At 72.1% G+C, this 26,962-nt stretch carries 20 protein-coding genes and 2 pseudogenes; 8 read left to right on the top strand and 14 right to left on the bottom strand.

The window, feature by feature from the left end:
- Window positions 1-42: 42 nt before the first annotated feature.
- The 5 genes from CG747_RS42295 to CG747_RS42275 form a co-directional block, all read right to left on the bottom strand.
- The gene (locus CG747_RS42295; protein ID WP_100607215.1) at window positions 43-1,272 is read right to left on the bottom strand and encodes an MAB_1171c family putative transporter; all 1,230 of its coding nucleotides are present in this window, start codon (window positions 1,270-1,272) and stop codon (window positions 43-45) included.
- Window positions 1,265-1,789: a hypothetical protein gene (locus tag CG747_RS47645; protein ID WP_146022260.1), complete on the bottom strand. Its 525-nt coding sequence runs from the start codon at window positions 1,787-1,789 to the stop codon at window positions 1,265-1,267. Before CG747_RS47645 ends, CG747_RS42295 begins: the two co-directional genes overlap by 8 nt.
- A complete protein-coding gene (locus tag CG747_RS42285) occupies window positions 1,786-2,286 on the bottom strand; it encodes a helix-turn-helix transcriptional regulator (RefSeq protein WP_100607213.1) in 501 nt (166 codons plus the stop codon). Before CG747_RS42285 ends, CG747_RS47645 begins: the two co-directional genes overlap by 4 nt.
- A gap of 722 nt (window positions 2,287-3,008) precedes the next feature.
- Window positions 3,009-3,431: a hypothetical protein gene (locus tag CG747_RS42280; RefSeq protein ID WP_100607212.1), complete on the bottom strand. Its 423-nt coding sequence runs from the start codon at window positions 3,429-3,431 to the stop codon at window positions 3,009-3,011.
- A gap of 276 nt (window positions 3,432-3,707) precedes the next feature.
- Window positions 3,708-4,724: a hypothetical protein gene (locus CG747_RS42275; protein WP_100607211.1), complete on the bottom strand. Its 1,017-nt coding sequence runs from the start codon at window positions 4,722-4,724 to the stop codon at window positions 3,708-3,710.
- A 234-nt stretch (window positions 4,725-4,958) separates the two neighbouring features.
- Between CG747_RS42275 and CG747_RS42270 the strand changes: the two genes are divergently transcribed.
- Window positions 4,959-5,597 (top strand): glyoxalase, encoded by a 639-nt coding sequence (locus tag CG747_RS42270; RefSeq protein WP_100607210.1) that lies wholly within the window; start codon window positions 4,959-4,961, stop codon window positions 5,595-5,597.
- A gap of 106 nt (window positions 5,598-5,703) precedes the next feature.
- Window positions 5,704-6,117 (top strand): annotated as a pseudogene (locus tag CG747_RS42265) (RNA polymerase subunit sigma-70); the annotation flags it as partial.
- Between the two features lie 172 nt (window positions 6,118-6,289).
- On the opposite strand, the gene CG747_RS42260 reads toward CG747_RS42265, so the two are convergent.
- Window positions 6,290-6,850, bottom strand: coding sequence for a GNAT family N-acetyltransferase (locus CG747_RS42260; protein ID WP_257981099.1), 561 nt, complete (start codon window positions 6,848-6,850; stop codon window positions 6,290-6,292).
- 107 nt (window positions 6,851-6,957) lie between these two features.
- Between CG747_RS42260 and CG747_RS42255 the strand changes: the two genes are divergently transcribed.
- The 3 genes from CG747_RS42255 to CG747_RS42245 all read left to right on the top strand — a co-directional run bounded on the left by CG747_RS42255 (window position 6,958) and on the right by CG747_RS42245 (window position 9,488).
- Window positions 6,958-7,686 (top strand): helix-turn-helix transcriptional regulator, encoded by a 729-nt coding sequence (locus tag CG747_RS42255; RefSeq protein WP_100607209.1) that lies wholly within the window; start codon window positions 6,958-6,960, stop codon window positions 7,684-7,686.
- A 201-nt stretch (window positions 7,687-7,887) separates the two neighbouring features.
- The gene (locus CG747_RS42250) at window positions 7,888-8,199 is read left to right on the top strand and encodes a hypothetical protein (protein ID WP_100607208.1); all 312 of its coding nucleotides are present in this window, start codon (window positions 7,888-7,890) and stop codon (window positions 8,197-8,199) included.
- 245 nt (window positions 8,200-8,444) lie between these two features.
- Entirely contained in the window at window positions 8,445-9,488 is a 1,044-nt protein-coding gene (locus tag CG747_RS42245) for a PP2C family protein-serine/threonine phosphatase (protein WP_100607207.1), read from the top strand.
- Between the two features lie 200 nt (window positions 9,489-9,688).
- Here the strand turns inward: CG747_RS42245 and CG747_RS50315 are convergent.
- The 5 genes and pseudogenes from CG747_RS50315 to CG747_RS42225 all read right to left on the bottom strand — a co-directional run.
- Window positions 9,689-9,799: pseudogene (locus CG747_RS50315) on the bottom strand (dTDP-4-dehydrorhamnose reductase); the annotation flags it as partial.
- A 185-nt stretch (window positions 9,800-9,984) separates the two neighbouring features.
- Window positions 9,985-10,212, bottom strand: coding sequence for a hypothetical protein (locus CG747_RS50310; protein ID WP_257981098.1), 228 nt, complete (start codon window positions 10,210-10,212; stop codon window positions 9,985-9,987).
- A gap of 365 nt (window positions 10,213-10,577) precedes the next feature.
- The gene (locus tag CG747_RS42230) at window positions 10,578-11,099 is read right to left on the bottom strand and encodes a hypothetical protein (RefSeq protein WP_180985957.1); all 522 of its coding nucleotides are present in this window, start codon (window positions 11,097-11,099) and stop codon (window positions 10,578-10,580) included.
- Window positions 11,100-11,220: 121 nt separating this feature from the next.
- The gene (locus CG747_RS48570) at window positions 11,221-11,385 is read right to left on the bottom strand and encodes a hypothetical protein (protein WP_180985956.1); all 165 of its coding nucleotides are present in this window, start codon (window positions 11,383-11,385) and stop codon (window positions 11,221-11,223) included.
- Window positions 11,386-11,809: 424 nt separating this feature from the next.
- The gene (locus tag CG747_RS42225; protein ID WP_100607206.1) at window positions 11,810-12,751 is read right to left on the bottom strand and encodes an alpha/beta hydrolase; all 942 of its coding nucleotides are present in this window, start codon (window positions 12,749-12,751) and stop codon (window positions 11,810-11,812) included.
- A gap of 43 nt (window positions 12,752-12,794) precedes the next feature.
- Between CG747_RS42225 and CG747_RS42220 the strand changes: the two genes are divergently transcribed.
- Window positions 12,795-13,277 carry a MarR family winged helix-turn-helix transcriptional regulator gene (locus CG747_RS42220; protein WP_257981097.1) on the top strand — a complete coding sequence of 161 codons (483 nt, stop codon included), beginning with the start codon at window positions 12,795-12,797 and terminating at the stop codon, window positions 13,275-13,277.
- A 128-nt stretch (window positions 13,278-13,405) separates the two neighbouring features.
- Complete coding sequence (locus CG747_RS42215) at window positions 13,406-21,805, top strand: type I polyketide synthase (protein WP_100607204.1); 8,400 nt, start codon at window positions 13,406-13,408, stop codon at window positions 21,803-21,805.
- 118 nt (window positions 21,806-21,923) lie between these two features.
- On the opposite strand, the gene CG747_RS42210 is transcribed toward CG747_RS42215, so the two are convergent.
- Together CG747_RS42210 and CG747_RS42205 are read right to left on the bottom strand one after the other, a co-directional pair.
- Window positions 21,924-22,865 carry a phosphotransferase enzyme family protein gene (locus CG747_RS42210; protein WP_100607203.1) on the bottom strand — a complete coding sequence of 314 codons (942 nt, stop codon included), beginning with the start codon at window positions 22,863-22,865 and terminating at the stop codon, window positions 21,924-21,926.
- 178 nt (window positions 22,866-23,043) lie between these two features.
- Window positions 23,044-24,546: a family 43 glycosylhydrolase gene (locus tag CG747_RS42205; RefSeq protein ID WP_100607202.1), complete on the bottom strand. Its 1,503-nt coding sequence runs from the start codon at window positions 24,544-24,546 to the stop codon at window positions 23,044-23,046.
- Window positions 24,547-25,010: 464 nt separating this feature from the next.
- Between CG747_RS42205 and CG747_RS42200 the strand changes: the two genes are divergently transcribed.
- Entirely contained in the window at window positions 25,011-25,775 is a 765-nt protein-coding gene (locus tag CG747_RS42200) for an SDR family NAD(P)-dependent oxidoreductase (protein WP_100607201.1), read from the top strand.
- A gap of 336 nt (window positions 25,776-26,111) precedes the next feature.
- Here the strand turns inward: CG747_RS42200 and CG747_RS42195 are convergent, their stop codons facing one another.
- Window positions 26,112-26,849 carry an SDR family oxidoreductase gene (locus CG747_RS42195; RefSeq protein WP_100607200.1) on the bottom strand — a complete coding sequence of 246 codons (738 nt, stop codon included), beginning with the start codon at window positions 26,847-26,849 and terminating at the stop codon, window positions 26,112-26,114.
- Between the last annotated feature and the right edge of the window lie 113 nt (window positions 26,850-26,962).

Genomic DNA, 26,962 nt, shown 5'->3' with positions numbered 1-26,962 from the left:
TTTTGATCATTGGATGTGTCTCGTAATTCAGTCTTGTGCGCATCATCGGGAGGCGGCCAGGACCTTGTCGACAAGTGCGCTGTGGAGGTAATTCCCGACCAGGATGAGATGCTGCCTCTCGGCGTGAGGGGGCACCTCTATGCCCGGGAGATGGTCACATGCCGGGGAGGGAACAGTCCCCTCCTCCCTGGCGCGCAGCGCCGCGCGGAGTGCCGCGGCAGCCGCCAGCGCTTCGCGCTGTGACGGCCGGAGGTCTTGGTCTTCCGCCATGCGTCTGGCTGTTTCTACCACGTCGGGTGAAACCCATGGGCGCAGGGACAGTTGGCCATCACGGATTTCTCCGGCCCGTCGGACTGCCATCACCTGCTGGCCCCACTCCGAGCGCGGTACCCGGTTCTTCAGGATGAGGCCGGGGTCGATCCGCGTCACCGTCCTCCAGAGTATCTCCAGAGCGTGGAACTCCTGATTGCGGTGGCGGCGCGCCTTCAGGGCGCTGTACACCCATCCGTACAAGACGATGTCGCCGCCTACCGAAGCGGCGGCGGGGGCGATGAAGTTGCTGATGGGCTCCATCGACGGGAGTCCGGCATTGATGCCGACAATGGCGATGATCTTCAAGACGCCGTACATGGCGACGAAGATGCAGCCGATCGCCGTGCAGGTAAGGCTGGTGCGGAGCAGGCGGTCTTCTATCCTGCGGGAGTGCCTCCAGGCGAAGTAGGCCATCGACCAGATGCCGAGGCCGTACCCTGCCTGATAGACCATCAGGAATGCGGTGATGGTGGAGTGTTCGGCGTAGGTGGTGTCAAAGTCCAGTGGTTTTTCACCGGTCGGCAGCTCTACGGCGAAGAAGAGAACCGTCATCAGCAACAGCAGGACTGTGTACAGGGGTGCGACCCAACGGGCCGCGCGGCGGAGGCGATCGACTTCCGCCTGCCTGCGGGTTTCAGAGGTGGCGGTGCTGCCCGTGTTGGCGGATGCGCCCTTCCAGAGCATCACGATCAAGAGGTAGAAGGCGCAGCACACGGTGATCGAGCTGTAGACAACGTACGTAGCGAGGTTCGAGACGCCGGCGAGCTGGTCGATCCAGCGGTAGTTGTGCGGCGCTGCCACCAGGAAGCCGCTGCCGGCGGACAGTGCGGCCCCTGTCATGAGGAGCAGGCTGGGAATCCGTTCGCTGAGCCAGGCGCGCCCCTTGTAGAGGGCCAGGAGGTAGAGGCTCAGGCCCACGACCGTGTACGCAAGGTCGTAGGCGGTCTCTTTGCTAGGCATGACGCCCTTCCCGGTGGATCAGCGCCGGCGCGATATGTGCGGCCGCCCCGTCCTCCGGTTCGAGATTCAGCTCCAAGTACAGGAGTGTGCCGACCGTCTCGGCTTCGTGTTCGGCCGGATCGGCGTAGTGGGAACGCCCGAGGACCCGCCGGACCACTTCTGGATCGATTGCGCTGTGACGGGGCGCGTGATGCAGGAGGAGATGGGCGAGTTCATGGCACTTGACCAGGGCCTGGTGCGCCAGACTTGTACCCTTTGGATAGTAGATACGGTCCTCGTGCAGGTACTGCTCGTACTCACCCGAGGGTTCGCCGGGACGCACCTCTCGTTCGATGAGGTGCAGTGTGCGCCCCGTTCGCTGCTCGTAGGCGGAGCAGAGCTCCTGCAAGGTCGGGTGAGCGGGTAATCCGAGGTCGCGAAGGATCTTCCTAACTCGCTGCCGCTCAGCCCGGATTCCCATGTCGCCAGCCCAACCCTCTGGTATCTGCCACGTCGTCACAACTTCGGGTCGATTCACCGTGATCTCCTGCCGCGGGGATGCAGACCCATGCGCTCGCGAAGCGTGTCGACGAGCGCGCCGACCACGTCGCGGAATTCGCTGGGCAGCTCAGCCAGCCCTTCGGCGATGTGCCGAACCTCGTCATCGATCGGACTCGCCGGGCCACTGTCGGAGCCGGCCGTCCGGTTGGCTCGCTTCTGCGGCAGTCCGCGCCGTTCCACGTCGATGGCGAGGAGATGCTGCTCCACTTCCATGACGTACTCGGCGTCGTCCGGGAGGAAGAAGTAGTCGAGCCGAACCCCGTAGAGAGCGGCGAGCCGCATGGCTCTGTCGCCGCGCGGCACGGACCTGCCGTTTCGCAGGTTGCTCACCTGACTGACCGACATCTGGATCTGGTCGGCGATTTCCTGCTCGGTGTAGGGCCTGTCCTGCGTCGCGGGGTAGATCGACTCGTTCAAGCGGTTGAACCGCTGAGCGAACCGTTTGGCCGCGTCCCCTTGCTCGGGTGGTTCCACTCCTACTCCCGCTTTCGTATCGACACGCTCTGGATCCTAGGCGAGCCGAGACGCGCCGAGGCAGTCGCACCTCCAATTAATTGGAACCACCATCCTGGACGAATGGGGTAAATCGACCGATCCAGGAGGGGCTTGGCGGGAACGATCACCAATTAATTGACAGAACCGCCCTCTCCCCCGGAGGATCAGCATCACCCCGGCCCTCACGGGGGTGGGCCGGGGCCACCACACCTGTCGTACCGTCAGCAGGCCGCGCTCGCCGCTGCCCTGACCTACGCCCAGCCGCCCCCGCCGGACAGCGACCTGACCGGACGTCAGGCCATTGTGGACCGCCTGTGTGACGCCTTGGACGACGTGCCTGGCCTTCATCCCCGAACGTGTACACCTCGGCCGGCCGTCCTGGCACGCGCTGCCTCCACGTTAGTGCCGACCGAGCCAGGCGGCTGCCGTTGCGGCGGTTCCTCGACGCTCTCCGCACCGAAGGCATCACCGAGGCCGACCGGCCGGGGTCGACCTGCCCGCTGGGCGCCCATCGTCTGTTCCAGCGCCCCGGGAACCTGCTGCCCGGCCGGGCTGGGAAGCCCGGCCTACCCGGGCTCTGACAGGGTCCGCGGCCTTCATGCCAGAGGGTTGGCGCCCTCAGGCCGCGCCGCCCGCCAAGACCCGCCCGCTCACACGTGTGGCCCGGCCATCCGGCCGGGCCACACTGCCGCGCTACCGGCTCAGCGGACGTGCACCGTCACCACGTCAGAGCCGTGCAAGCGCACCGGGTGCTGGTCGTGCGCGCTGGTCAGGCCGTACAGCACGGCACGGAATTGCAGGTCGCCGCGGCGCGCGGCGGTGCCCTGTGCGGTGACCTTCGCTTCGCCCTTGACGGCGGCGCTACAGGTCTCCTGGTGCCATCCTTCGCCGAAGCCGTTCTCCTCCAGGCACAGCTGGTGCAGGTAACCGGCGCTGTCGTCGTCGCCCTGCGCGCTGACCGTAATGGTCTTGCCGACCTGCGCCGTGCCCGGCGCCGTGATGTCCACGGTGCCCTTGGCGAACGCCGGCCCGGCGGCCAGCGTCACTGCGGCCAGGCCCAGTGCGCCGACCACGGCCATCCGGCCGCCGCGCGTTGTCATCCTGGTCTTCTTCGTCCTGGTCATGGACTTCCCCTCCCATGGATCTCCCCCGGGATCCATCCGTTCGCCAAAGCGCCTTGTGCGCTTTGCTGATCTTCCAGACGGGCCGTTCATCCTGCTCGTTGCACCCTGCCTCCGCCCGTTACGAATCCATGACAAAACATGCTGCCCATGGCTGATCGCACCAGCAGCCATCAAATCCCGTTGAAGTCCGGTCGGAATGCAGGTCGCGCAGCGGGCTGGGACGGGTGCCGTCGTCGTCACGCGCGTCCGTTGGCGGTGCCTGTCCTGGTCGCGTGGTCAGACGGGGAGGGTTGCGGCCAGCGGTGCGCCGATCTGGATGTCGAGGTAGGCCACCAGGTCGCCTCTGTCGAGAGTGCTGGAGCGCGCGTCGATGGTCACGAGTGTTCCGGCGACGATGCCGGCGAAGCTGGTGCCGGTTCGTCGGGACTGTTCGATGCGTTCTGTGACGGGGCGGCGGACTGTCTCGGTGAGAAAGGTGAGGCCGTGCGGGAACTCCTGGCCGAGCGGGTGTTGTTGCCGCCCGGACTCGATCCGGCTGCCGATGCCGAACTGGGCCGAGACGATCTGGTCGCCGCGGAGGGTGACACGGAAGTAGCCGTTCGACTGGGAGCGATTGCAGTTCTGCTGGGGTGGATAGGAGCAGTCGTAACCGCCGGCGCGGAGATCGTCGACAGCGGAGCTCATCGAGGTCGCGTAGTGATCGGAGCCGAACGGCCAGCGCCGTACGGGGGTGTCCTGGGCGGTGACGACCAGTCCGTTGAGCCAGTCGTACCTGTACTCCGCGTGCGTGTCCCGCCAGCCTGTGCGGGGCATTTCGTCGTCGTCGCCTGCGGTGTTGGTGCGGTGGTCGTCGTCGAAGTCGTTGATTTCCGTCCGGAGTTGGGCACCGGCGTCGGGCCAGATCGCGGTCAGTGCCGGTGCGGCGGCCGCGGCGACCTTGTGGTCTTCGGGGTCCGCCTCGGTGGGCGGGAACCACGCCCAGGCGAGTCGGTCGTCGCGGTCGAGCAGGAACTGCGCCACCTGTGGTTGGACCGTGTCTGCCGCGCCGTGGTGAGCGATCCGGCACCACAGTGCACGGCCATCCGCATTGGCCCGGGCCTGCGCGCAGAACCAACCGGCCTTCCTCAACGGCCGGGTGAGGGCCGCTGCGATGCCGTCGCGCGGGATCGGCTGGGCCTGCGAGTTCTCAGCGGCTGCGTCGTGCTTGTATGCGCCGGCGGGTGGAAGGGGTGGTGGCTCGTCCCATCGGGTGCAGCCGGTCAGCGTCAGCAGGCCGAGCATCGTGGTCCTCACGGCCGCGAGAATCGTTCGCCGGACCGGTCGATGTGGGCGTGCGGGCGTGGCGTAGGGGCGGGACACGGGGTTCATCGAAGCCTGTGGATCACCAGTTCGGCAACTTGGGTCGGCGGCGGATGTCGGGCCGCGGCCTCGGTGGGATGTGCGTGTGGTGGCGGCGTTCCGGTGTCCTGCGGAAGCGATCAGTTTTCAAGAAGCGCCGGTTGCCGGGCCGCCCCTACCGTCGGGGGCATGAACTCCATCGACACCGTCATCCTGGAGGTGGCCGACCTCTCGGCCGCCACCCGCTTCTACTCCACCGTCCTTGGGCCCGACTCGCCGCACCTGCGTCTACGGGCCTCTGGGGATGCTACGACCGGCTTCCGCGGATTCGCGTTGTCGCTGGTGGTGTCCCAGCCGGGCGACGTCGACGCCCTCGTCGGCGGGGCTCTGGAGGCCGGTGCCACTGCGCTCAAGGCCGCCTCGAAGTCGCTGTGGGGCTACGGCGGCGTCGTCCAGGCCCCGGACGGCACGATCGTGAAGATCGCGACGTCGGCGAAGAAGGACACCGGCCCGGTCACCGGGGGCTTCGACGAGTTGGTGCTGCTGCTGGGCGTCGAGGACGTGAAGGCCAGCAAGCAGTTCTACATCGACCGGGGCCTGAGCGTGGGCAAGAGCTTCGGCAGCAAGTACGTCGAGTTCGCCGGCGACCCGGGCCGTGTGAAGTTCGCGCTGTACAAGCGCCGGGCTCTTGCCAAAGACGTGGGCGTCTCCGCCGAAGGCACCGGATCCCACCGGATCGTGCTCTCCGGCGCCGCCGGCCCCTGCAAGGACCTGGACGATTTCGCCTGGGAGGCCAGTGCCGGCGCGCCGTTGACCGCCACTGCCTGAGCGGGGCCGTCTTTTCCCTGCCGGCGGGGCCTTCCCGTACGTCGTGCTCGGCCGGCAGCCTGTCGGTGGTGGCGCGAACATCGCTCGGTGGTGGCGCGAACATCGTCGGCGGATCGTCGAGGAGTTCCTCGCCGCGGCCATGTCGGGGCGTACCGAACGGCTGGTGGCGATGCTGACCGCTGACGCGACCGCGGTCTCGGACGGCGCCGGGCTGGCCCGGCGGCTGCTGCGGTACACGACGCGTGAGCGCATCGCCTCCTATGTGCGGGCGGGTTTCCGGCCCACTGCGGCGAAGCGGCGGCTGGCCGGTGGCTCCCCCGCGCTCCACTTCGCGCTGGTCAACGGCTCCCCGGCGGTTGTCGCCGTGGTCGGTGACCGGGTCGTGGGCGCTGTGGTGTTGGACGTCGGCGACGGCAAGGTCGTGTCCTTGCGCGGCATTGCCGCCGTGGATCGGCTGGCGCGCCTCGGTGCGGCTTGGCGGCGGTACGAGCCCGGCGCGCCGATGGTCGACGCGTGGTGAGCGGAGCGCCGGAAGCCGGTGACGTGGGTCGGAGTGGGAGCGGTGTGCCTTTGGCTCCTGTGCCACACCGGGTGGGCGGGTCGGAGCCGTGGCGGCGGGCGGATGCCGGCCGCGGGCATCATCGCTGTGCTTGCCTTTGTCTGCGGGCAGCTCGTAGGTGTGTTCCTGGGCCTCAGAGTTCCTTGGTCATGAAGACGCGGCTGGTGCCGGCCGGTGCGCACGGCACTTCGCCGATGCGGCGCCAGCCATTGCGCTCGTAGAAGCCGGGTGCCTGGAAGCTGATGGTGTACAGGGCGGCGGCCTGGCAGCCTCGTGCCCGCCCCTCTTCCTCGGCCCGGTGCAGGATCTTGCTGCCCAGGCCCGAGCCGCGCAGTTCGGGCGGCAGGTGGAAGAGGTCGATGAACAGCAGGCCGAGGGAGGTCCGGCCGGTCAGGCCGCCGAGGATGCGGCGGGTGCCGGGGTCGCGGACCAGGACGGCCAGGGGGCGGCGGTCGTCGATGCCGGTGATGTCGGTGTTGAAGAGGTCCAGGGCGTTCGAGATCGCCGCGGTGTCGCAGGGGCGGGGCGCGTCGGTGAGGACGAGCTCCGGTGTGGGCCTGCTCGGCAGGTCCGGTGTGTGTGAGGGCGTGCGGGCCATGGCGAGAGCGGTGTCCGCGGGTGGGGCCAGTGGGCTGGCGGCGTGGGCGCCGGGGACCGTGCAGCGCCGCAGGTACTGGGTGATGAGTCGCTTCATCGGGTGTTCGTGCTCCTTGGGCGGCGGGGTTCGGGGCGGTCAGGGCGGGGAGCGTAGAACGCCGTCGGTTCGGTGCGGGCCGAATCGAGGCTCGGGATACTTGGGGTATGGCGGCGGGCAAGGGGGACAAGGCGCACAAGGACGTCGGCGTGGACCTCGCCGCGGTGGCGCGGCTGCTGGCGGAGGACACTCGTGCCGACATCTGCCTGGCCCTGCTGGACGGCCGTGCCTGGACGGCACGCGAGCTGGCCCGGCATGCCGCGGTGGCGCCCTCGACGGCCACCGAGCACCTGAACCTGCTGGTCAGCGGCGGTCTCCTGACCGAGGAACGGCACGGCCGGCACCGCTACCTGCGGCTCGCGGGACCCAAGGTGACGGCGCTGATCGAGAGTCTGGCCGAACTCGCGCCGCGCCGCCCCGCCCGCCCCACGTCGCTGGGCGCCACCGGCCGGGCGCGGGCCCTGGCCCGTGCGCGACTGTGCTACGACCACCTCGCGGGCACCCTCGGCCTGGCCGTCACGGACGCCCTGGTCACGGATGGCCTGATCGTCTGGGAACCGGAACCCCGGCTCACCCCCGCCGGAGCCGCCCGTCTCGCCGAGCACGGCTTCGCGCTCCCCACCGCCACCCGGCGCCCGCCGGTGCGCTCGTGCCTGGACTGGACCGAGCGCCGCCCCCACCTCGGCGGCGCCGTCGGAGCGGCGATCTGCGCCCACGCCCTGGACGCGGGCTGGGTCACCAGAATCGGCACGGGCCGCGCCCTGGCACTGACGGAAACCGGCCGCCAGGCGTTCCACGACCACTTCCACGTCCCGCAGGACCGGCTCTCCCTCTAGGGCCTGATCCTGCGCGCCGAGGAGCCCGGACAGCAGCCGGGCCGTGCCGGCGTCCCGCGGTCTCCCTCCGGCGCGTAGTCCTCACGCGCCTGGCCCCGGCGGCGGGCCTTCACAACCACAACCACAGCCACAACCTCACGAGCGGCCGAATCGTCAGGCCGGTCATGGCCGTCCAGGACAACTCCCCAACGGGGTCATGGCATGAGCTGGACGGAACTCGAACTGGCCCTGGAGAAGCGGAAGTTGACCGTCGCCCCCCTGGTCATGTTCGTCGATGTCGCGCTCCAGGCCACGGCATCCGTCGACGCGGTGCCCGCCGCGCACCCCCAGGTCGGCTGGGAGCAGCAGCGCACAGCGGGAAAAGGTCGGCGCCCCCGTTCGCGGCACCGGCACCGGCGTAAGCGTCCAGGTGTCCGCGCCGGGTCAAGACGGCACTCCCCCATCTGCCGCGTCCGAGCCGCCCGGGGAGGCGACGGGGGCGCGGCGGTTGCTCGCGGGCAGCCTGCCGGGTGAGGACGTCGGCATACGGGGTGACGGCGGCGGGGGCCAGGCGCGTGAGCTCGTCCGCTTCGAGCGGCTTCGGCCTTCCGCCGCGGGGGATGTGAGGGGTCGAAGCGGTAGCGGCACGCCAAGGCCGGTCAACGACAGGCTGCCGACTCCGATCCGTCAGAGCGCTTTGTCCTCTTTATATAGATATTCTGTGGAACGTGATCAAGTCTGGGCGGCCACGGCTCCTTCGACACGGCCGGTGGAGGCTTGTGCGGCTATCGCCGGTCGTGCTGACCGTGGTCATCGCCGGCCTGGCATACTCCACTCCCCCGGAAATGGCCTTCAGCCGCCTCCTGCCCGCGGCGCCGGCCCTCGCCGCCGCGATGTGGCCGGTGCTGCCCACCGTGCTGCTGGGGACGGTCTGCCTCTTTTTGATGATCGGCCTCAGCCTCGTGTTCCCCGGCCTGGGGACGTGGTGGACGGCTGCGGGGATCATCGCGGTCACCGTGGCGGCCGCGTACGGAAGTCATGTCCGGCTCCAGCGGGAGCGGACCCTCTTTCAGGTGCGGCTCGTCGCCGATGCGGCGCAGCAGGTGGTGCTCAGTCCGATGCCGCGCCGCTTCGGGAGCATCGAGATCGAGTCGCTGTATCTCGCGGCCGCGGCGGAGGCCCGTATCGGCGGGGACTTCTACGAGGTGGTCGACACGCGATACGGGGTCAGGTTGCTCATCGGTGATGTGCGGGGCAAGGGCCTGCCGGCAGTGGGGGCGGCCGCGGCGATCGTCAACTCCTTCCGGGAGGCGGCCTACAGCGAGGCCGACATGGTCAGTGTCGCGCGCCGGCTGGACGCCAGCAGCAGCCGCTACAACGCCGCCTTCCCCCACGAGGGGCCGGTGGAGCGTTTCGCCACCGCCCTTCTGGCCGAGATGCCGCACGGGGGCAGGCATATCGAGATCCTCAACTGCGGACACCCCACGCCACTGCTCCTGAACCACGGGGGAGTCCGCACCCTGGAACCGACCGCCCCCTCGCCGCTGCTCAACCTCGCGGAGCTGATCGGCGATCACTACACCATCGACACCTTCGACTTCTCCCCCGGCGACCTGCTGCTTCTCTACACCGACGGGGTCACCGAGGCCCGCGCCCGCGACGGCGAGTTCTTCCCGCTGGCGTCCTGGATGCGCCGACAGCCCCCGACGCCGCCCCACGAACTGCTCACGACTCTGCACCACGACCTGCTCCGGTACAGCAAAGGACGCCTCGACGACGACATCGCCGCCCTCGCCGTGCGCCTGCGCGAACCCTCGGAGTAGACCCGGTGCAGGTCGCGGCCGTGTGGCGCCTCCAGGTCGGTGTGCCGGGGGTGCCCGAGGGGGAGCGTCGTCGGGCCAGGGGAATACCCGGTCACAAGGGCTCCTCCATCCCGGCCTGGACCATCAAGGACAGGATTGCCGAGGCCGGGGTCACTCTGTTGCCGCGAGGAACCTGCGGGCGCCGCGGAGACTCGGGCCGTGTTACCCGGTCTGGTCGCGTATGTCGCGACGGTCGGTCGCCCGGCCGCTACTGCCTGCCGGACCAGCTCGGCGCCCAGGAAGCCGCTACCACCGATGATCAGAACCGTCACGATATGACACCGTAGACCCGCCCGGCCGAGTTTCGACAGAGCTCCGTCTTCCCCGCAGGCCGACTGGGTCGTTCAAGGCTGAGGGGCGTTCGGCCCGTGACGCGCTTCAGGGAATCCCCGGTGGCCCGGTGAGCGGGTGGTGGACCTGCTTTCCTGTCCGTCGTCGTCGACGATCATCGTGTGGATCACGCCGCCCCCTTGCCGTGCTGGTCATCGAGCGGGATGGTGGCCGCCACCCGCCAGCCCCCCCCGACCCCGTAGGTCCGCACTCCAGACGGCCGTTGAGCGACGCGGGGGCTGAGCAGTGTGGCACCCGCACCCGCATACGCCTGTTGCACCGTTCCCGCGCCGACGACGCAGATCATCAGTGCCTCGGCCCACCACGGCCAGCCCCGCCCCGCCACCTTGTTCACCAGGCCAGCATAGGTACGCAACACCCTTGCCACCTCGGCCAGTTGGCGGTCAACATCCCCTACTTTCGTAGGAACAGTGCCTCGTGGCGGCTCGAAGGGTGTCTACCCGACGAGTCATCCAGGAGGCCCTGCTGGCGCCGTTGTCCGCGATGCGATGGCGATGGCGATGGCGATGGCGATGGCGATCGCAGGGGCAGGGCGGGGGCGGCGGAGTCCGGTTCGTTGCCGTTGCGGGTGGTTTTCCGGGCTGCCCGGGGTGTTCAGCGTCGGTGTCGGCGTCGGATGACTGGGAGGAGTTCGATCGGCCCAGGATCCGGCCTGGGGGCTGGGCTCCTTTGCGTCGTGATCGCCGATCTGCGCACCGATCATTCTTCGTGCCCGTGATCGAGGTTCAGGCAGAGCGCCCAGACGTCGGAGTAGGTGTCGGGCGAAGGTGATCCCCCGACGTGGATGTCGGCTGTCCAATGTGCGGCCGTGCTGGTCCCGTCACCGACCGGGCTGCCGTCGGAGTCGCTGGGGAAGCTTCCGATGAGGTGGGTTCCACCCGACCCTGCCTTGGTGAAGTCGGTGGTGGTCACATTGCCTCCGCTGGCGGCGGCGCCGCCGCCGACCAGCACCTGATGCTGCCTCGCGCCGTCGCCTTCCCCGGCCCCGTCGGCGCAGCCGGCTGTTGCCCGCTGGCTCGTGCCTGCCGTGGTCGGGCCGCTCAGCTCGCGGAAGCGGACTGTTGTGGTGATGCCTCGGACGTTGACGTCGTCTCCGCTGCAGATCGCGTAGGCGTAGGTCGTGTTGCCGCTGTCGCGTCCGCCGCCGATTCCTCCGACGGCGGTCCAGGAGTCGGGGTTGGTCTCCTGGTCCGTGGCGGCTACTTCAACGACGCCGCACACGACTTCGGCCTGAACGCGCCCACCACCGCGGGGACCGCGCCGGTCGTTACTTTGCGCGGGGGGCCTTGCGTTCCTGCTCGGCGGGCCTTGCGTTGTGCGGCCTGGTGCTGCTGACGTCGGCTCAGTCGGCCGGGTGCGCCGGCGCGGTGGCCGGTGGGGTGCCGGGGAGCCGGGGAGCCGGGGACGTGGGGGTGCCGCGGCGCGGGCTGCCGCCGCGGGGGTCGCCGGGCTGTGGGGGGATCACCACGACGGCCGCTGCCGGACGCGGCCATGTGCGCAGATCCATGCCAGATCCTCTGTGCTCAGGGGGGCGGTTGAGGGCGGAGCCGATTGAAGCAGTGCCCCGGTGGCGCGCACTATTGGTGCCGCATACGAAAACGGAACGGCCCTTGGCTGGTTTATCGGATGAGGGCTCAGGGGGTCATGGGTGCCTGCCGTGTGCGGGATCGGTGGTTGCTCCCGGGCTGGACGCCCGAGCGGGGTCGGTGCCTGTCGGCCCCGGACGGGGCGCCGCCCGGGGCCGCACGCGGGCCGCCGCGGCCTCGGCCGTGCACACGGAGCGCTGATCGGGCGGGCCTCGGGCGGGTCGGTGGGGCTGTAGGTGCCTGGTCGACCGGGGTGGTCGACCGGTTGCGCCCGGCCGGGGCCGGCATGCCCGGGTGTGACGGTCTGCGGGCGCGCCGGCCGAACGGCGGTTGGGCGGGGCGTTCCTACGTCCGTGCGGTGGCTGCGGCGTGGATGCGCTGGCGCAGGAAGAGGGCGGCGCGGTCCAATGCCTCGTCGGCCTCGTCGAGGACGCCGGCGAACGACTGGAACACGTGCGGGACGTCTGCGGTGACGTCGAGGATGACGTCCACGCCCGCCGCGCGTGCCCGCGCGGCCAGGCGGGTGGAGTCGTCCAGCAGCACCTCGTTGGCGCCGACTTGGATCAGCATCGGGGGAAGGCCGGTCAGGTCGGCGTGGACGGCCGGGCTGAGCAGGGGCTGGTGCGGGTCGGCTCCGGCGAGGTACATGGCTCCGGTGTGTTCGAGGGCGGCGCGGGTGAAGATCGGGTCGATGCCTTCCTTGGTGTCCATGCTTTCGCCGGTCCGGGTCGCGTCGGTGCCCGGGGAGAAGGCCAGGACGGCGGCGGGCAGGGGGAGGTCCGCGTCGCGGGCGGCGAGGCAGGTGGTGACGGCGAGGCCGCCGCCGGCGGAGTCTCCCGCGAAGACGATGGCCGAGGGGTCCTCGCCGCGGTCCAGGAGGGCGCGGTAGGCGCTCAGGGTGTCCTCGATGGCGGCCGGGAAGGGGTGTTCGGGGGCGAGCCGGTAGTCCGGTGAGTACGCCCCGAGGCCGGTCCTGGCCACGAGGTTCCCGGTCAGCGAGAGAGCGGTCTCGGGCGAGCCGAAGACCCAGCCGCCGCCGTGGAAGTACAGGATCGTCCCGGTGCCGGGGCCGCCGTCCGGCCCGCGGCCCGGTGCCTCTGACGGCTCGACGCGCAGCGCGGGCCGGTCGCCGAGCGTCGTCGGTGCGGTGCGGATGCTGTGGTGGGGCACGATCATCTGGGCCATCAACTGCCTGAATCCGGCCCGGATCTCCTCCACCGACCGGGGTCCTTCGGGGGCCGGCTGCCGCAGGATCTCGTCGACTCGGATGCGCTGTTCCCTGCTCATGGGCACACTCCTGCCAGAAGTAGCTTCCCGTACACTATATTCCGTGGAATATACATTGCGCGGAGACCGCGCCGCAGCCGACTTCTCCGGGCTCTTCGCCGACCTCGTCCGGTGCGAGACACGCCTGTACAACGCCCTCGGCGACCGTCTTCGCGAGCGGCACGGGATCGTCACCTCGCAGTACGAGTTCCTGAGCTACCTGCGCGACCACCCCGGGTGCCGGGTGGCGGACCTCGCCGCCGAGTTCGCCATCGGCGTCGGGGCGACCAGCAAGGGCATCGACCGCCTGGAGAAGCAGGGGTGGGCCGCCCGCCGGCCGAACCCGGCCGACCGCCGGTCCTCGCTGCTGGCCCTGACCGACGACGGCGCGCGGCTCGTCCAGGAGGCGGAGCGGACTTTCACCGCCGGCCTGGCCGAACTGCTCGCGGGCACCCTGGACACCCCCTCGCTGTCGGCGGTCGCGCGAGCCCTCTCGACCCTGCGGTCCGCACTCGAAGACGACCAGGTCGGCACACCCAGCGGTTGACCTGCGCCCGGGCCGATCCGGCCGCCGCCCGGGCGGCCGGATCCCCGGCACCACCGTCGGCCGGCAACCGGGGAGATCGCACCGTCGTCCTCAACGACGGGTTGTCTCAAGGAGGTTATGCGGTGGGTATGCACACCGACATCGTCAAACCGCTGCCGGAACTGCTCGGGGACCACGCCCGCCGCCTCGGGGACAAGGTCTGCTTCCAGGACCGGCTCAGGCAGGTGACCTACCGGGAGCTGGCACGCAGGACCGCACGGCTGGCCGGTCACCTGGCCGGACTCGGCCTGGCGCGCGGTGACCGGGTGGCCGTCCTGCTCGGCAACCGCGTCGAGGCGGTCGAGAGCCTGCTCGCCGTCACCCGGGCGAGCTGCGTGGGCGTGCCGCTGGACCCCGGGAGCTCGCAGCAGGAGCTGACCCATCTGCTGGACGACAGCGGGGCACGGATGCTCCTCACCGACCGCGCCTGCCTGACGCGGCGGCCGACACTGTCGTCGCGGCCCGGGCTGACCGTGGTGATGGCCGAAGGCGGCGACGAAGACGAGGCCGGGGACGAGGCCGGGGAGGGGGGTTCGCCTTCGTGTGCGGACGTCGAGGAACCGGCGGACGGGACCGGCGCGGGCGGGGTGCTGCGGTACGAGGAGTTGGCGGGGACGAAGCCGCCGATGCCGGCCCGGGACGATCTGGCACTGGACGAAGTGGCCTGGCTGCTCTACACCTCGGGCTCCTCCGGCACCCCCAAGGGCGTCCTGTCCACCCAGCGCAACCGCCTCTCGCCGGTCGCGATGGGCCTCGTCGGTGTCCTGGACCTGTCCGAACGGGACCGTGTGCTGTGGCCGTTGCCGCTCCATCACGCGATGAGCCAGGTGGTGTGCTTCCTCGGGGTGACCGCGGTGGGGGCGAGCGCGGTGCTGCTCCCCCGCTTCTCGGTGGCCGGTGTGCTCGGCGAACTGCACCGCGGGGACGCCTCGTTCACCTTGCTCGGCGGCGTCCCGACCACGTATGCGGCGCTGCTCGACGCGGTCCGGGGCGAGGCAGGCGGCAAGGGCGGTCTCGGCGCCCCGGCGCTGCGGGGCTGCGTCAGCGCCGGGGCCGCGGCCGGGCCCGGGTTCCGCGAGTCCTTCGAGGCGGTCTGCCAGGTCCCCTATCTGGAGCACTACGGCAGCACGGAGGCCGGCCCGGTCACCATGGTGGCGCCGGGCGAGGCGACGGGCTCCGGGGCGTGCGGCCGGGTGCTGCCCGGCACCCGGGTCCGGGTCGGCGGGGGCATCGACGGCCGGGACACGGGCGAGGGCGAGCTGTGGGTCAGCGGGCCCGGCGTCATGGCCGGCTACCACGGCAGGCCGGAAGCCACCGCCGAAGTGCTGCGCGACGGCTGGTTCCGCACGGGCGACCTGGTCAGGATCGATGCCCGCGGTGAACTGGCGGTCACCGGCCGGGCAAGTGACCTGATCATCCGCGGCGGGGTGAACGTGCATCCCTCGGAAGTGGAGGCGGTGCTGCGGCGGCTCCCGGGGGTGGCGGACGCCGCCGTGGCCGGACGCCCGCACCCCCTGTTCGGGGAGGTGCCGGTCGGCTACCTGGTCGCCGCGCCCGGTGACGGCGAACTGGACAGGGGACGCGTCCTCGCCGCCTGCCGTGCGGAACTGTCCGGCGTCAAGGTGCCGGTCGAGCTGTTCGAGGTGGCGGACCTTCCCCGTACCGCCTCCGGGAAGGTCCTGCGGCGCGAACTGGCCGGCCTGCCCGCGCGGCCGCTGGGCGAGGAGGCCGCCGGGATGCCGCCGCAGGACCTGCTGGCCCTGGTGCGCAGCCAGGTGGCGGCCGTGCTGGGCTGTGCGCCCGCGGCGGTGGAGCCGAGTACGGCGCTGCGGGACCTGGGGATGGACTCCCTGACGGCGACGGTGCTGCGGGAGCGGCTGTCGGCGGTGACCGGCCTGCCGCTCTCCGAGGCCGTCGCCTTCGACTTTCCCACGGCCGCCGCGCTCGCCGCCCACCTCGCGGAACGCGACGCCGCCGGGCCGGCCGACGCCGGGCCCGTGCACCGCGGCGCGGCCCGGACGGACGACGATCCGGTGGTGATCGTGGGGATGGCGTGCCGCTATCCCGGGGAGGTGACGTCTCCCGAGGAACTGTGGCGGCTGGTGGCCGACGGGAGGGACGCCATCGGCCCCTTCCCCACCGACCGGGGCTGGGACACCCGGGCGCTGTACGACCCCGACCCCGGGCGGCCCGGACGGACGTATGTGCGCGAGGGCGGTTTCCTCTCCGGTGCGGACCGCTTCGACCCCGCCTTCTTCGGCATCTCTCCCCGCGAGGCGCTGGCCATGGACCCGCAGCACCGGCTGCTGCTCGAAGTGGCCTGGGAGACCTTCGAGCACGCCGGTCTCGTCCCCGCCACCCTGCGCGGCTCGGCGACCGGGGTGTACGTCGGGCTGATGTACAGCGACTACGCCCGCCGCCTGGCAAGGACGCCCGAGCAGGTCGAGGGGTACCTCGGCCTGGGCAACGCCGGAAGCGTCGCCTCGGGCCGTATCGCCTACACCCTCGGACTCGAAGGACCGGCCCTCACCGTGGACACGGCGTGCTCCTCGTCCCTGGTGGCCCTGCACCTGGCGGCCCAGGCGCTGCGCCGGGGTGAGTGCGCCTTCGCGTTGGCCGGCGGCGCCACGGTGATGTCCGGGCCCTCGTCGTTCGTGGAGTTCAGCCGCCAGCGGGCGCTGGCACCGGACGGCCGCTGCAAGGCGTTCGGCGCGTCCGCCGACGGCACGGGGTGGGCCGAGGGCGCCGGAATGCTGCTGCTGAGCCGGTTGTCGCAGGCGCGCCGCGCCGGACTTCCGGTCCTCGCCGTGGTGCGCGGCTCGGCGGTGAACCAGGACGGGGCGAGCAACGGGCTGACCGCACCGCACGGTCCGGCGCAGCAGCGGGTGATCCGGCAGGCGCTCGCGGACGCGGGGCTGGATCCCGGCGACATCGACGCGGTGGAGGCGCACGGTACCGGCACCCGGCTGGGGGACGTCATCGAGGCGGAGGCGTTCTTCGCGACGTATGGGCGCCAGGCGCGGCAACGTCCCCTCCGGCTGGGCTCGGTGAAGTCCAACATCGGTCACACGCAGGCGGCCGCCGGAGTGGCCGGCGTGATCAAAATGGTGCAGGCGATGCGGCACGGCGTGCTGCCGCGCACGCTGCACGCCGACCAGCCGACCCCCCGTGTCGACTGGTCGCCGGGGCGGATCGCGCTGCTGACCCGGGCGGTTGCGTGGCCCGCGACCGAGCGCCGGCGCCGGGTGGGGGTGTCCTCCTTCGGCATCAGCGGCACCAACGCCCATGTGGTGCTCGAAGAGCCTCCGGGCGACGGGGAGTTCGCACCTGCTGCGGTGGCCGACGGCGGGGCCGCGAGCGGCCGGGTCGGGCCCGGGGCGGCGCGGGAGGACGCGCCACGCACCGGACGGGCCGCGGTGGCCTTCTCGGTGTCGGCCAGGAGCGCGCCGGGTCTGCGGGCCCAGGCACGACGGCTGTACGAGCAGGTGGTCGCCGCCCCCGAGGTGCCCGTGGTGGACCTCGGGTACTCGCTCGCCACGACGCGTGCGGCGTTCGAGCACCGGGCCGTGGTGGTGGCCCGGGACCGTGCCGAACTGCTCGGCGCGCTGCGGGCGGTGGCCGAGGGCGACGACGGCCGGCCCGCGGTGCACACGGGCACCTCCCGCCACCACGGGCCGCCGGCCCTGCTGTTCGCCGGCCAGGGCAGCCAGCGCGCCGGCATGGGCGGTGGACTGTACGCGTCGCGGGATGTGCATCCGGCCTTCGCCCGTTCGCTGGAGGAGTGTGCTGCCCTGCTCGATCCGCTGCTGCCGGTGCCGCTGCGGGACGTCATGTTCGCCGGGCCCGGTACGAAGACGGGCGCGCTGCTGCGGACGACCCGGTTCGCGCAGCCGGCGCTCTTCGCCCTGGAGACGGCCCTGTTCCGGCAGTTGGAGTCCTGGGGGGTGCGCCCCGGTGCGGTGGCCGGGCACTCGGTGGGCGAGGTGACGGCGGCCCATGTCGCCGGGGTGCTGTCCCTGGCGGACGCGTGCACACTGGTGGCGGCCCGGGGCCGGCTGATGGACGCGCTGCCCGCGGGCGGCGCGATGGCGGCGGTGGCCGCCGGCGTGGACGAGGTGGCCGCCCATCTCGCCGGGACCGGGTGTGCGGTGGAGATCGCCGCGGTCAACGGGCCCGCCTCGGTGGTCGTCTCCGGCGACGAGGCCGCGGTGCGGGAGGTCGCCGCGTACTTCCGCGGGCGGGGCCGTTCGGTGACGCCGCTGCGGGTCGGCCATGCCTTCCACTCCGCTCGGATGGAGCCGGTGCTGGCCGACTTCGCGGACGTGGTCCGGCGCCTGTCCTTCGCCGCGCCGCGCCTGCCGCTGGTCACCGCCGTGGCGGGCCGGGCGGCCACCGACGAGGAGCTGTGCACACCGGAGTTCTGGGTGGACCACGTCCGCCGCCCGGTCCGCTTCGCCGATTCGGTGGCGCACCTGGGTGAGCGGGGCGCGGCACACTACGTCGAGCTGGGGCCGGACGGGGTGCTCACCGCTCTGGTGCGGGATTGCCTGGCCGCGTCCGGGCCGGACGCGGGCGGACCGGACGCGGGTGAGGCGGGCGGCGGCGAGCGGGGCCCGTCGCCGCTGGTCCTGCCGACCCTGCGCGGGACGCGGCCCGAGCCGGACGCCCTGCTCGACACGCTGGCCGCGCTGCACGCGCACGGCGTGCCCGTCGACTGGCGGGCCGTCTTCGCCGGGCGCGGCGGGCGGCGCGTCGCACTGCCCACGTACGCCTTCCAGCGCCGCCGGTACTGGCTGGAGACCACCCCGGAGCGTCCGCCCGTGTCCCCGGCGGCCGGGCCCGTCCACCCGTTCCTGGGGTCGTGCACCCGCACGGCCGACGACGACGGGGTGCTGCTGAGCGGGGTGCTGTCGGTGCCCGACCAGCCGTGGCTCGCCGACCATGTGGTGGCCGGTGAGATCCTGCTGCCGGCGACGGCCTTCGTCGACATGGCCCTGTACGCCGGCGGGTTGGCGAGCGCGGACGTCCTGGACGAGCTCGTCCTGACCGCGCCGCTGCCCTTGCCCCCGGAAGGTGCCGTCACGGTGCAGGTGAAGGTGGCGGGGGCGGACGAGGCGGGACGGCGGGCGGTGTTCTTCCACTCCCGGCCGCACACCGCGGCGGGTGCGGAGCCCTGGCTGCGGAACGCCGTCGGCACGCTTTCGCCGGAGCGGCCGCCCGCGGACGGGGAAGCGGCCTCCGGAGCCGGCGGTGTGCCCCGGCCGCACGCGCCCTGGCCGCCGAAGGCGGCGGTTGCGCTGCCCGGCGACGGTCCGGGGAGCGGTCCGTACGAGCAACTGGCCGCCGACGGGCTGCGTTACGGTCCCGCCTTCCGGGGCATGCGCGCCGCCTGGCGGCACGGGGAGGCGTTGTACGCCGACGTCGCGCTGCCCGAGGCGGCCCGGGCGCCGCGCCCGGAGGCGGACGGCCCGGAGTTCGTCCTGCATCCCGCGCTGCTCGACGCGGCGTTGCACGCCCTGGCCCTGGACGGCCTGGTCACCAACGGTTCGGGGGCGGCCGGCGGGCTGTCCCTGCCGTTCGCCTTCAGCGGGGTGCGCGTGCACACCAGCGGCGTCCGGCGCCTGCGGGTACGGGTGGCCCCCGGGCCCGACGGGCATACCGGAGTGGAGCTGACCGACGAGGCGGGCACACCGGTGGCGACGGTCCGTTCGCTGACGCTCCGGCCCCTGCCGCGTACCGGCTCGACGGCGGCGGACGCGGCCGCCGGTCCCCTCCAGGGGGCAGGCGCCGGTGCGCTCCACCGGACGGACTGGGTGCCGCCGGCCGAGCCGCCCGCACCCGTGGCGATGCCCCGCTGGGGGGTTCTGGGCATGGCGGGCACACCGCTGGTCGACGCCCTCGCGCCCCCGGGCTCGGGCGTGCCGGTCTACCGCGATGTGGCGGCGTGCGACGCGTCGGCGGCCGTCGTCGTGGCGCCGTGCCCACCGCCCGACGCGACCGGCGGAGTGCCGGACCGGGCCGCCGGGTTGCTGCGGGCGGCGGACCGGGCGCTGCGGCTCGTGCAGCAGTGGCTCGCCGAACCGCGCCTGGCCCGCTCCCGGCTCGTCCTGGTGACGTGCGGTGCCGTTGCCTGGGACGGCGACGGTTTCCCCGCGGACGGTGCCGCCGGTCGCGGGGGTGAGGGCCGGTCCGACGAGTTCGCGTCCGTGCCGCCGCACGCACCGGTGTGGGGGCTGGTCCGCTCGGCGCTGCGCGAGCACCCGGGCCGCTTCGCCCTGATCGACGTGGACGAACACCCCGACTCCTGCGGTGCGCTGCCCGCGCTGCTGGCCGCCTGGGTCCCGGAGGCAGCGTTGCGCCGGGGGACGGCATACGTGCCGAAGCTGGTGCCGTTGGCCCAGGCGGCACCGAAGCCGCGCAGGCGGCGGCCGCTGGACCCGCAGGGCACCGTCCTGGTCACCGGCGGCACCGGTTCGCTGGGCATGCTGGTGGCGCGGCACTTGGTCGCCGTGCACGGCGTCCGTCATCTGCTGCTCGCCGGCCGGCGCGGGCCGGACGCTCCGGGGGCCGGGGAACTCGTCGCGGAGCTGCGTGCGGCGGGCGCCCAGGTGACCGTGCGGGCCTGTGACGTCGCGGACCGGACCGCGCTCGCCGCCCTGCTGGGCGCGGTACCGGCGGCCCACCCGCTGACCGGCGTCGTGCACACCGCGGGGGTGCTGGACGACAGCGTCGTCACGGCGCTGACCACCGACCGTCTGGGGCGGGTGCTGCGTCCCAAGGCGGACGCCGCGCTGGCTCTGCACGAACTGACCCGCGGTCACGACCTGGCCGTGTTCGCGCTGTTCTCCTCGGTGGCGGGTGCCTTCGGCTCCGCCGGCCAGGCCAACTACGCCGCGGCCAACTGCGTGTTGGATGCCTTGGCGCGTCACCGCGGTCGGCTCGGACTGCCCGGTACGTCGATCGTCTGGGGCCCCTGGCGGCAGGACGACGGCATGATGGCGCACCTGGGCGACGCGGACCGGCAGCGGATGGCCCGTTCCGGGTTCGGTCCGCTCGGGCCGGAAGAGGGCCTGGCCCTCTTCGACGCCGCCGTGGCCGGTGACGAACCCGTGGTGGTGGCGGCCCGCCTGGCCCCGGCCGCGCTCCGCGGCGGCGAACCGGCGGCCGGCCGGCTCCGAACGCGTGCTGCCGACGCGGGTGTCAGGGGCGGGGACGGCCTCGGCCGGGCGTGGGCGGCTGCTTCCCCCGGCGAGCGGGGCGGGGTGCTGCTCGCCACGGTCCGGAGCCTGGCGGCCCGGGTCCTGGGCCACGCGGAGGAGGCGGGCGAGGTCGATCAGGACGCCCTGCTGGCGGACCTGGGGCTGGACTCGCTGGCCGCGGTGGAACTGCGCAACGAGCTGGCGGCGTGGACGGGGCTGGCACTGCCGTCCACGCTGCTGTTCGACTTCCCCACGCCGCGTGCGCTCGCCACCGAGCTGACGCGGCGGTATGCCGCCGAGGCACCTGCGGTGGGGGCCGCGTCCGACGGCCCGGCACGGTCTGAGGCCGTCGGCCCCGCGGGCTTCCCGGGTCGGCCGGCGGACGCCGCGGCGGGGAGCGGTCCGCAGGCCGGTCGGGAGGCGGGCGCCGTGCCGGACGCCGGGGTGCGGGCCGCCGACGCACCGCGCGCCGAAGACGCTCCGGACTCCCTGGGCGCGCTCTTCCGTGCCGCATGCGCCCGGGGGCGGAGCTGGGACGGCATGGTGCTCCTGACCGTCGCCGCGCGTCTGCGCCCGGTCTTCGAGGGGGCCGGGGCGCCCGGTGCGACGTGCGAGCCCGTCATGCTCGCGGCGGGCGGCTCGGGGGCCCACGTGGTCTGCTCCCCCGCGCTGAGCGCGGTGTCCGGACCGCAGGAGTACGCGCGCCTGGGTGCCGGGCTGCGTGGGCTGCGGCCGGTTTCCGCGGTGCGGCACCCGGGGTTCGGGTCTCGGGAGGCCCTGCCCGCCACCTTGGATGCGCTGGTCACCGCCCAGGCCCTCGCCGTCCGCGCGGCTGCGGCCGAAGGGCCTTTGGTGCTGCTGGGGCGGTCGGCCGGTGGCTGGGTGGCCCATGCGGTGGCCGAGCGTCTGGAGTCCGAGGGTGCCGGCCCGGCGGCCGTCGTCCTGGTGGACACCTATCCTCCCGGTCACGGCGACCGGGGTGGGGCGCTCTCGGCGATGTCGTCGGACATGCTGCGCCGGGCGGCGGAGTTCGCCTCTGCCAGCCCCGACCGGCTCACCGCCATGGCCGGATACTTCGCGCTCTTCGGCGACTGGAAACCCGCGCCGCTGTCCTGTCCCACCTTGTACGTACGGGCCCGGGACCTGCTGCCCGGCGCCGAACCCGCGCCGGACTGGGGCCTGCCGCACGCCGAGGTGACCGTGTCCGGGGACCACTTCACCATGCTGGAGGGACATGCCCGTACCACCGCCCTCGCCATCCATCGGTGGCTGGGGGCCGGTCCGGTCTGAGGGCGTCGCGGAAGAGGCGCGGGCGCGGGTGCGAGTGCGGGCGGCTGGTGTCCGACTCGCCCCGCGCCGGCCGTCCCGACCGTCAGGATCGCGGGTTGGGGGAAGGCGCGGCCGGACGTCAGTGGTCGTCGGTGTGGTCGGTGAACCATCGGCGTGCGGCTTCCAGTCCCGCCTCGTTCACCTCCGGGCCGTCGATGCCGGTGAGGTCCCCGCGGGCGATCCGGCCGGCGAAGTAGACGGCTTGGCCGGCCCAGCGGTAGTCCAGCAGGGGGTGCAGTGCCCGCTCGATCTCGTCGTGGGTCAGTGCGCCGCCCGCCGCGTAGGCGTCGATCAGCGGTCGCATGGTGTGGGCCCCTTGGTACATCACCAGCGCCGCCAGGTCGTACGCCCGCGGCCAGATCCCGGCCCCGCTCCAGTCGATCATGCCGCAGACGCCACTGACCTGGTCGAGGCGGAAGACGTCCGCAGCCAGGTCCCCGTGTATCGGGCCCCAGGTCAAGGACCGCAGGTCGAGTTCTTCCAGCCGGGCCATGGCCTTGGTGATCACGGGCCTGAGCCAGGGGCGTACGTCCAGGTGCTCGGAGGGGAGATACAGGCCGGTGGGTGCGGTGGCCGTGCCGTCCTGGAGGCCGAGCGCGCGATGGGCGCGGGCCAAAGTGGTGCCCATGACGTCCAGTTCGGTGTGCGACTCGCCGGTCAGGCCGCGGCCTTCGACCCAGCGCAGCAGAGCCATCGTCCGGCGGCCGAAGGGCACGACCGACCGGCCGTCGGCCGTCGCCACGGGAGCCCCGGCGGGTATTCCCGTTTCCTCCAGTCGCGTGGCCAGTTCCAGGCCGAAGACGAACGCGTCCTCGGCCTCCGGCGGCACCGCCTTTGCCACCCATCGGTTGCTCTGCGAGCGGACCTCCCACGTCAGGGAGTTCATTCCGCCTTCGAGGGGGGTGATGTCAGTGGCGTGAAGTGCCCAGTGTTCTGCGAGGAGGCGGGCTACGGAGCGAAGAGGGCGGGACGTCGGCTCGTCTTCGGTGGTGTGGTCGGGCGAGGAACAGCGGTCGGCCATCGTGGCAGTCCTCCGCGCGGGGCTCGGGCCTCCCAGGCTAAGTCAGGCGGGTCGTCAACTCACTTGATTTGTGGGGCTGTTGTCGTTCCGGGTGCGGGCGGCGGTGGGATTGCGGCTGGTCGGGCGGAGCGGTGGCCGGGCGCGGGCCACCGCTCGGCGGGAGGGTGCCGGGGTGGTCTCAGTCGGTGTAGACCTCGGCCCGGTCCACGCTCACGAAGGATGCGGTGGACGGTGCGCGGTGTTCCCCGGTGACGCGAACGCGCAGGGTGTGCTTGCCGGAGGGCAGTCGCGGGCTGAGGTACTGGAGTGTCTCGCCCGTCCGGGGCGCCCCGTAGAAGTCGACGCGCTGTTCGGGGCGTCCGTCGACGCTGATGGCCGCGATGCCGTTGCCGGTGTCCTGTACGGACAGCAGCGCGATGCGGGTGCCGGTGAAGGTGAAGGTCGCGGTGTTGCCCGCTTGGTCGCTCCAGTGGTCGTCGCCCCAGAAGCACTGGGTCGCGCATCCCGTCCCGGAGTTCCAGGCGCCCTGGTAGGAGACCTGGCCGGGCCCGCTGGAACGGCCGTTGTCGTTGATCCAGTAGTTGCCGTTGCCCGGGTCGCCGGCGGGCAGGTCCTGTGTCGCGCCCTGGGCGGCCGGCCGGCCCAGGTCCGGGCTGCCGTCCGCGTGCCAACCGATCGGCTGGGCCCGGGTGGTGCGGTTGCCGTAGGTGTAGTCCGCGGTCGTCTTGGCGTGGTAGACGATCCAGTCCTGGGTGCCGTCGGGTGAGCGGAAGAAGGCGTGGTGGCCAGGGCCGTAGACCCCCTTGGCGTCGTTGCGGCCGAAGACGGGGCCGGGGTGCTGCTGCCAGTTGCCGGGCGTCATCGGGTCGGCGTTGTCCGGCAGGGACAGCATCCACAGCTGGTAGTCGGGCTTGCCGGTGTCGCAGGTGGAGTACGTCAGCCAAGTGCGGCCGTTGCGGTGGAGGAACTCGGGGGCCTCGCGGACCTCGGGGCAGCCCCCGTCGCCCTTAAGGGCCACCGCGTCCGCGGAGACGGTGTACGGGTTGGACATCGGGGCGATGTTCAGGCCGTTGTGCTGGTAGGGGTTGAGGCCGGAATAGGCCAGGTAGAGCTTGCCGTTGTGCTGGAAGACGCTGGGGTCGATGGCGAAGTCGTTCGCGTGGTTGGGCGGTGTCAGCTTCGCCTTGAAGTGGTACGGGCCGGCCGGGTCCTTGGCGTCCGATTCCAGGACGTACAGCCGGTGGTGTTCGTCCACGCCGTCGTCGGCCGTGTAGTACATGTACCAGTGGTCACCGAAGCGGTAGAACTCGGCCGCCCAGATGTGCTGGTTGCGGGTGGGGTCGGTGTCCCGCCACACGGTCACCGGGTCCGCGTCGAGCAGCGTGCCCAGCGAGGGCGAACTCCACATCTTGATGCTGTCGTTCTGGGTGGTGGTGAGGTGGTAGGCCCCGTTCGCGTACGTCATGAAGGGGTCCGCCCCGGTGTTCAGCGGGTTGCGGAACGTCCCTGCGGCCTTGACCGCCGGTAGCTTTCCCTGCGCCGCTCTCGCCCTGGCTGCCGCTGCCGGCTGCGAGGGCGGCTGCGGCTGCCGTGCGCCCGCCTGGTCCTGCACGGTGCAGGCCAGGCCGACGAGCAGGGTGAGCAGGGCTGTCAGCAGGGCGATTTTCGGCTGACGGGGCATCAGCGACACTCCTTACCGTGGCGCGGTTGCTGGGCGTCGGGCGGGCATCCGGACGGATGCCCGCCCTACAGAGTCTGGCGCGGCGCGGCGGTCGTGGAACAGCGGCAGCGCGCGGGGCGGAAAGACGGCAACGGCGGTCTGCCGCAGGGTTGTTCCGGTCCGGGCTCGTCGCCGGGCCGGGCAGCAGATCGCATCCCCGCTCGTGCCTTTCGTGGGTCGGTGTCGTCGGTGTTTGCTCGGTACGGCCCCCACACTGCCCCGGTGTCCTGCCATGCCACTAACACCCCACTAACACCGCGGCCCGGACCGGTGGCCGGGTGGAGCCGGGCGGGCGGAGCCGGGCGGGCGGAGGTCGCGGTGGTCGGCGGGCGTCGAGTCGGCAACCGAAAACACAGGCAACTTAGGCTAGGCTAACTTTAGTTGATTGGTCGGGGGGCTCTGCGGCACACGATCAAGGAGTGAACATGGGAGACCTCAGGGGAAAGGTCGCACTGGTCACCGGCAGCAGCCGGGGTATCGGGCGGGGCATCGCCGAACGCCTGGCCCGGGACGGCGCCCTGGTGGCCGTGCACTACGGCAGCAACGAGGCGGCCGCCGAGGAGACCGCCGCGACGATCGCCGAGGCCGGCGGCCGGGCGTTCATCGTGGGCGCCGAACTGGGCGTTCCCGGCGACGTGGACACGCTCGTGGCCGGGCTGGAGGCCGGACTGCGCGCACGAGGGGAATCGACGGTCGACATCCTGGTCCACAACGCGGGACTCAACCTCATGGGGCGACCGATCGAGGTCCTCACCCCCGAGGAGTTCGACCAGATGGTCGCCGTCAACGTCAAGGCGCCGTTCTTCCTCACCCAGCGGCTGCTGCCCCTGCTGCGCGACGGCGGCCGGATCATCAACATCTCGTCCGTCTCCACCCGTATCGCCTCCGCCCACGGCATCGGGTACCCGCTCACCAAGGGCGCGCTGGAGGTGTTCAGCCACACCCTGGCCAAGTACCTCGGCCCCCGCGGCATCACCGTGAACTCCGTCGCCGTCGGATTCACCCGCACCGACATGACCGCCGAAGTGCTGGCCGACCCGGCGAACCTGGAGCGCAACATCGGCCTGACCGCCCTCGGCCGGATCGGCCAGGTCCCGGACATCGCCGACGCGGTCGCCTTCCTGGCCTCCGACGACGCTCGCTGGATCACCGGCACCAAGATCGACGTCACCGGCGGCGTCAACCTGTAGCGCCCCCGGCCTCGCCCCTGCACGGTCCGGCCCATGCGGCCCGCGGACCAGGGGCGTTGGCGTCGCGGTGGCCGATCGCTACTTCGCGGAAGGACACTGCACGCCGGCCGCGCTTCGCCTTCCCGGGCGGGGAACCGCCGCCCTGTGGCGCGCCCGGCGTCCGGCGCCCACCGTGCTCGGCCTCTTGCTGGAGCGTGCCGTCAAGCGAGGGGCGAGGAGTGTGAACGGATCGCGCTGAGCGGGACGCAGGGCCGGTCGGGTCGCGGGTTCCGGGGGCGTCGTCAGGTCGGCGGTCTTCGTCGTCGTGTCGTTTCCTCGTGTCGCAGGAGAGGGTGGTCAGGCTTGTGCGGTGGGTCGGACGACGATCTCGCCGACGTCGATGCCGTCGGGCTGCTCGATCGCGTAGCCGATGGCGGAGGCGATAGCGGAGGGCGGCATGGCGATCTCGTCGCGCTGCCGGGCGAGGGCCGCCGCCGCCTGGGGGCTTGCTCCCTTGCCCACGCCCTCGGTGTGGGTGAAGCCCGGTGAGACCAGGGTGACGCGCAGGTCGGGTCCCGCTTCCTGCCGCAGGCCCTCGGTCAGTACCTTCACCGCCGTCTTGGTGGCCGCGTAGACGGCCTGGGGGGACTTCACGACGTAGGCCGCGGTGGAGGCGACGTTGACGAACTGTCCGCAGCGCTGGCGCCGGAAGAGGGGCAGTGCCGCCCCGATGCCGTTGAGCAGGCCGGTGATGTGGGTGGCGACCATGGCGTCCCAGTCGTCCTGACGCAGGTCGTCGAGCGGGGAGATCGCCATGGTGCCCGCGTTGGAGACCAGGACATCGAGCCGGCCGAAGTGGTCGACCGCGGTGTCCGTCAGGCGCTTGAGGTCCTCGCGGCGCGTGACGTCGACGACGGTCCCGACGGCCGAGCCGCCCTGTGCCGTGATCCGGTCCACCACCGCGTGCAGTCGGTCCTTGCGCCGGGCTCCCAGGACCAGGTGGGCCCCTCGTTCGGCGAGGTGGTTCGCCGTGGCCTCTCCGATGCCGCTGCTGGCGCCCGTGATCGCGATGACCTTGCCTTCGATGCCTGCCATGCGGGCTTCCTCTCCTGGGGTGTGCGCAGGTCAGTGCGTTGACCTACAGTGGAAGTGGGGGCCCCTCCATTTAATGCAGGCTAAGTGGGCGCGCCTCCGGTTAGCAAGTGGAG

This window comes from Streptomyces sp. CB02959, assembly GCF_002803155.1.
Classification (GTDB): domain Bacteria; phylum Actinomycetota; class Actinomycetes; order Streptomycetales; family Streptomycetaceae; genus Streptomyces.
The sequence above is the reverse complement of the archived record's forward strand: the minus strand, read 5'-3'. Positions and strand labels throughout refer to the sequence as shown.

Excerpts from the sequence above, each read along its gene's own strand:
- CG747_RS48570 (WP_180985956.1), bottom strand. The coding sequence starts at position 11,385 with ATGGATCTGCGCACATGGCCGCGTCCGGCAGCGGCCGTCGTGGTGATC.
- CG747_RS42195 (WP_100607200.1), bottom strand. The coding sequence starts at position 26,849 with ATGGCAGGCATCGAAGGCAAGGTCATCGCGATCACGGGCGCCAGCAGC.
- CG747_RS42215 (WP_100607204.1), top strand. The coding sequence starts at position 13,406 with ATGCACACCGACATCGTCAAACCGCTGCCGGAACTGCTCGGGGACCAC.
- CG747_RS42205 (WP_100607202.1), bottom strand. The coding sequence starts at position 24,546 with ATGCCCCGTCAGCCGAAAATCGCCCTGCTGACAGCCCTGCTCACCCTG.
- CG747_RS42260 (WP_257981099.1), bottom strand. The coding sequence starts at position 6,850 with ATGAAGCGACTCATCACCCAGTACCTGCGGCGCTGCACGGTCCCCGGC.
- CG747_RS42200 (WP_100607201.1), top strand. The coding sequence starts at position 25,011 with ATGGGAGACCTCAGGGGAAAGGTCGCACTGGTCACCGGCAGCAGCCGG.
- CG747_RS42250 (WP_100607208.1), top strand. The coding sequence starts at position 7,888 with ATGAGCTGGACGGAACTCGAACTGGCCCTGGAGAAGCGGAAGTTGACC.
- CG747_RS42225 (WP_100607206.1), bottom strand. The coding sequence starts at position 12,751 with ATGAGCAGGGAACAGCGCATCCGAGTCGACGAGATCCTGCGGCAGCCG.
- CG747_RS42270 (WP_100607210.1), top strand. The coding sequence starts at position 4,959 with ATGAACTCCATCGACACCGTCATCCTGGAGGTGGCCGACCTCTCGGCC.
- CG747_RS42210 (WP_100607203.1), bottom strand. The coding sequence starts at position 22,865 with ATGGCCGACCGCTGTTCCTCGCCCGACCACACCACCGAAGACGAGCCG.
- CG747_RS42280 (WP_100607212.1), bottom strand. The coding sequence starts at position 3,431 with ATGACCAGGACGAAGAAGACCAGGATGACAACGCGCGGCGGCCGGATG.
- CG747_RS42295 (WP_100607215.1), bottom strand. The coding sequence starts at position 1,272 with ATGCCTAGCAAAGAGACCGCCTACGACCTTGCGTACACGGTCGTGGGC.
- CG747_RS42255 (WP_100607209.1), top strand. The coding sequence starts at position 6,958 with ATGGCGGCGGGCAAGGGGGACAAGGCGCACAAGGACGTCGGCGTGGAC.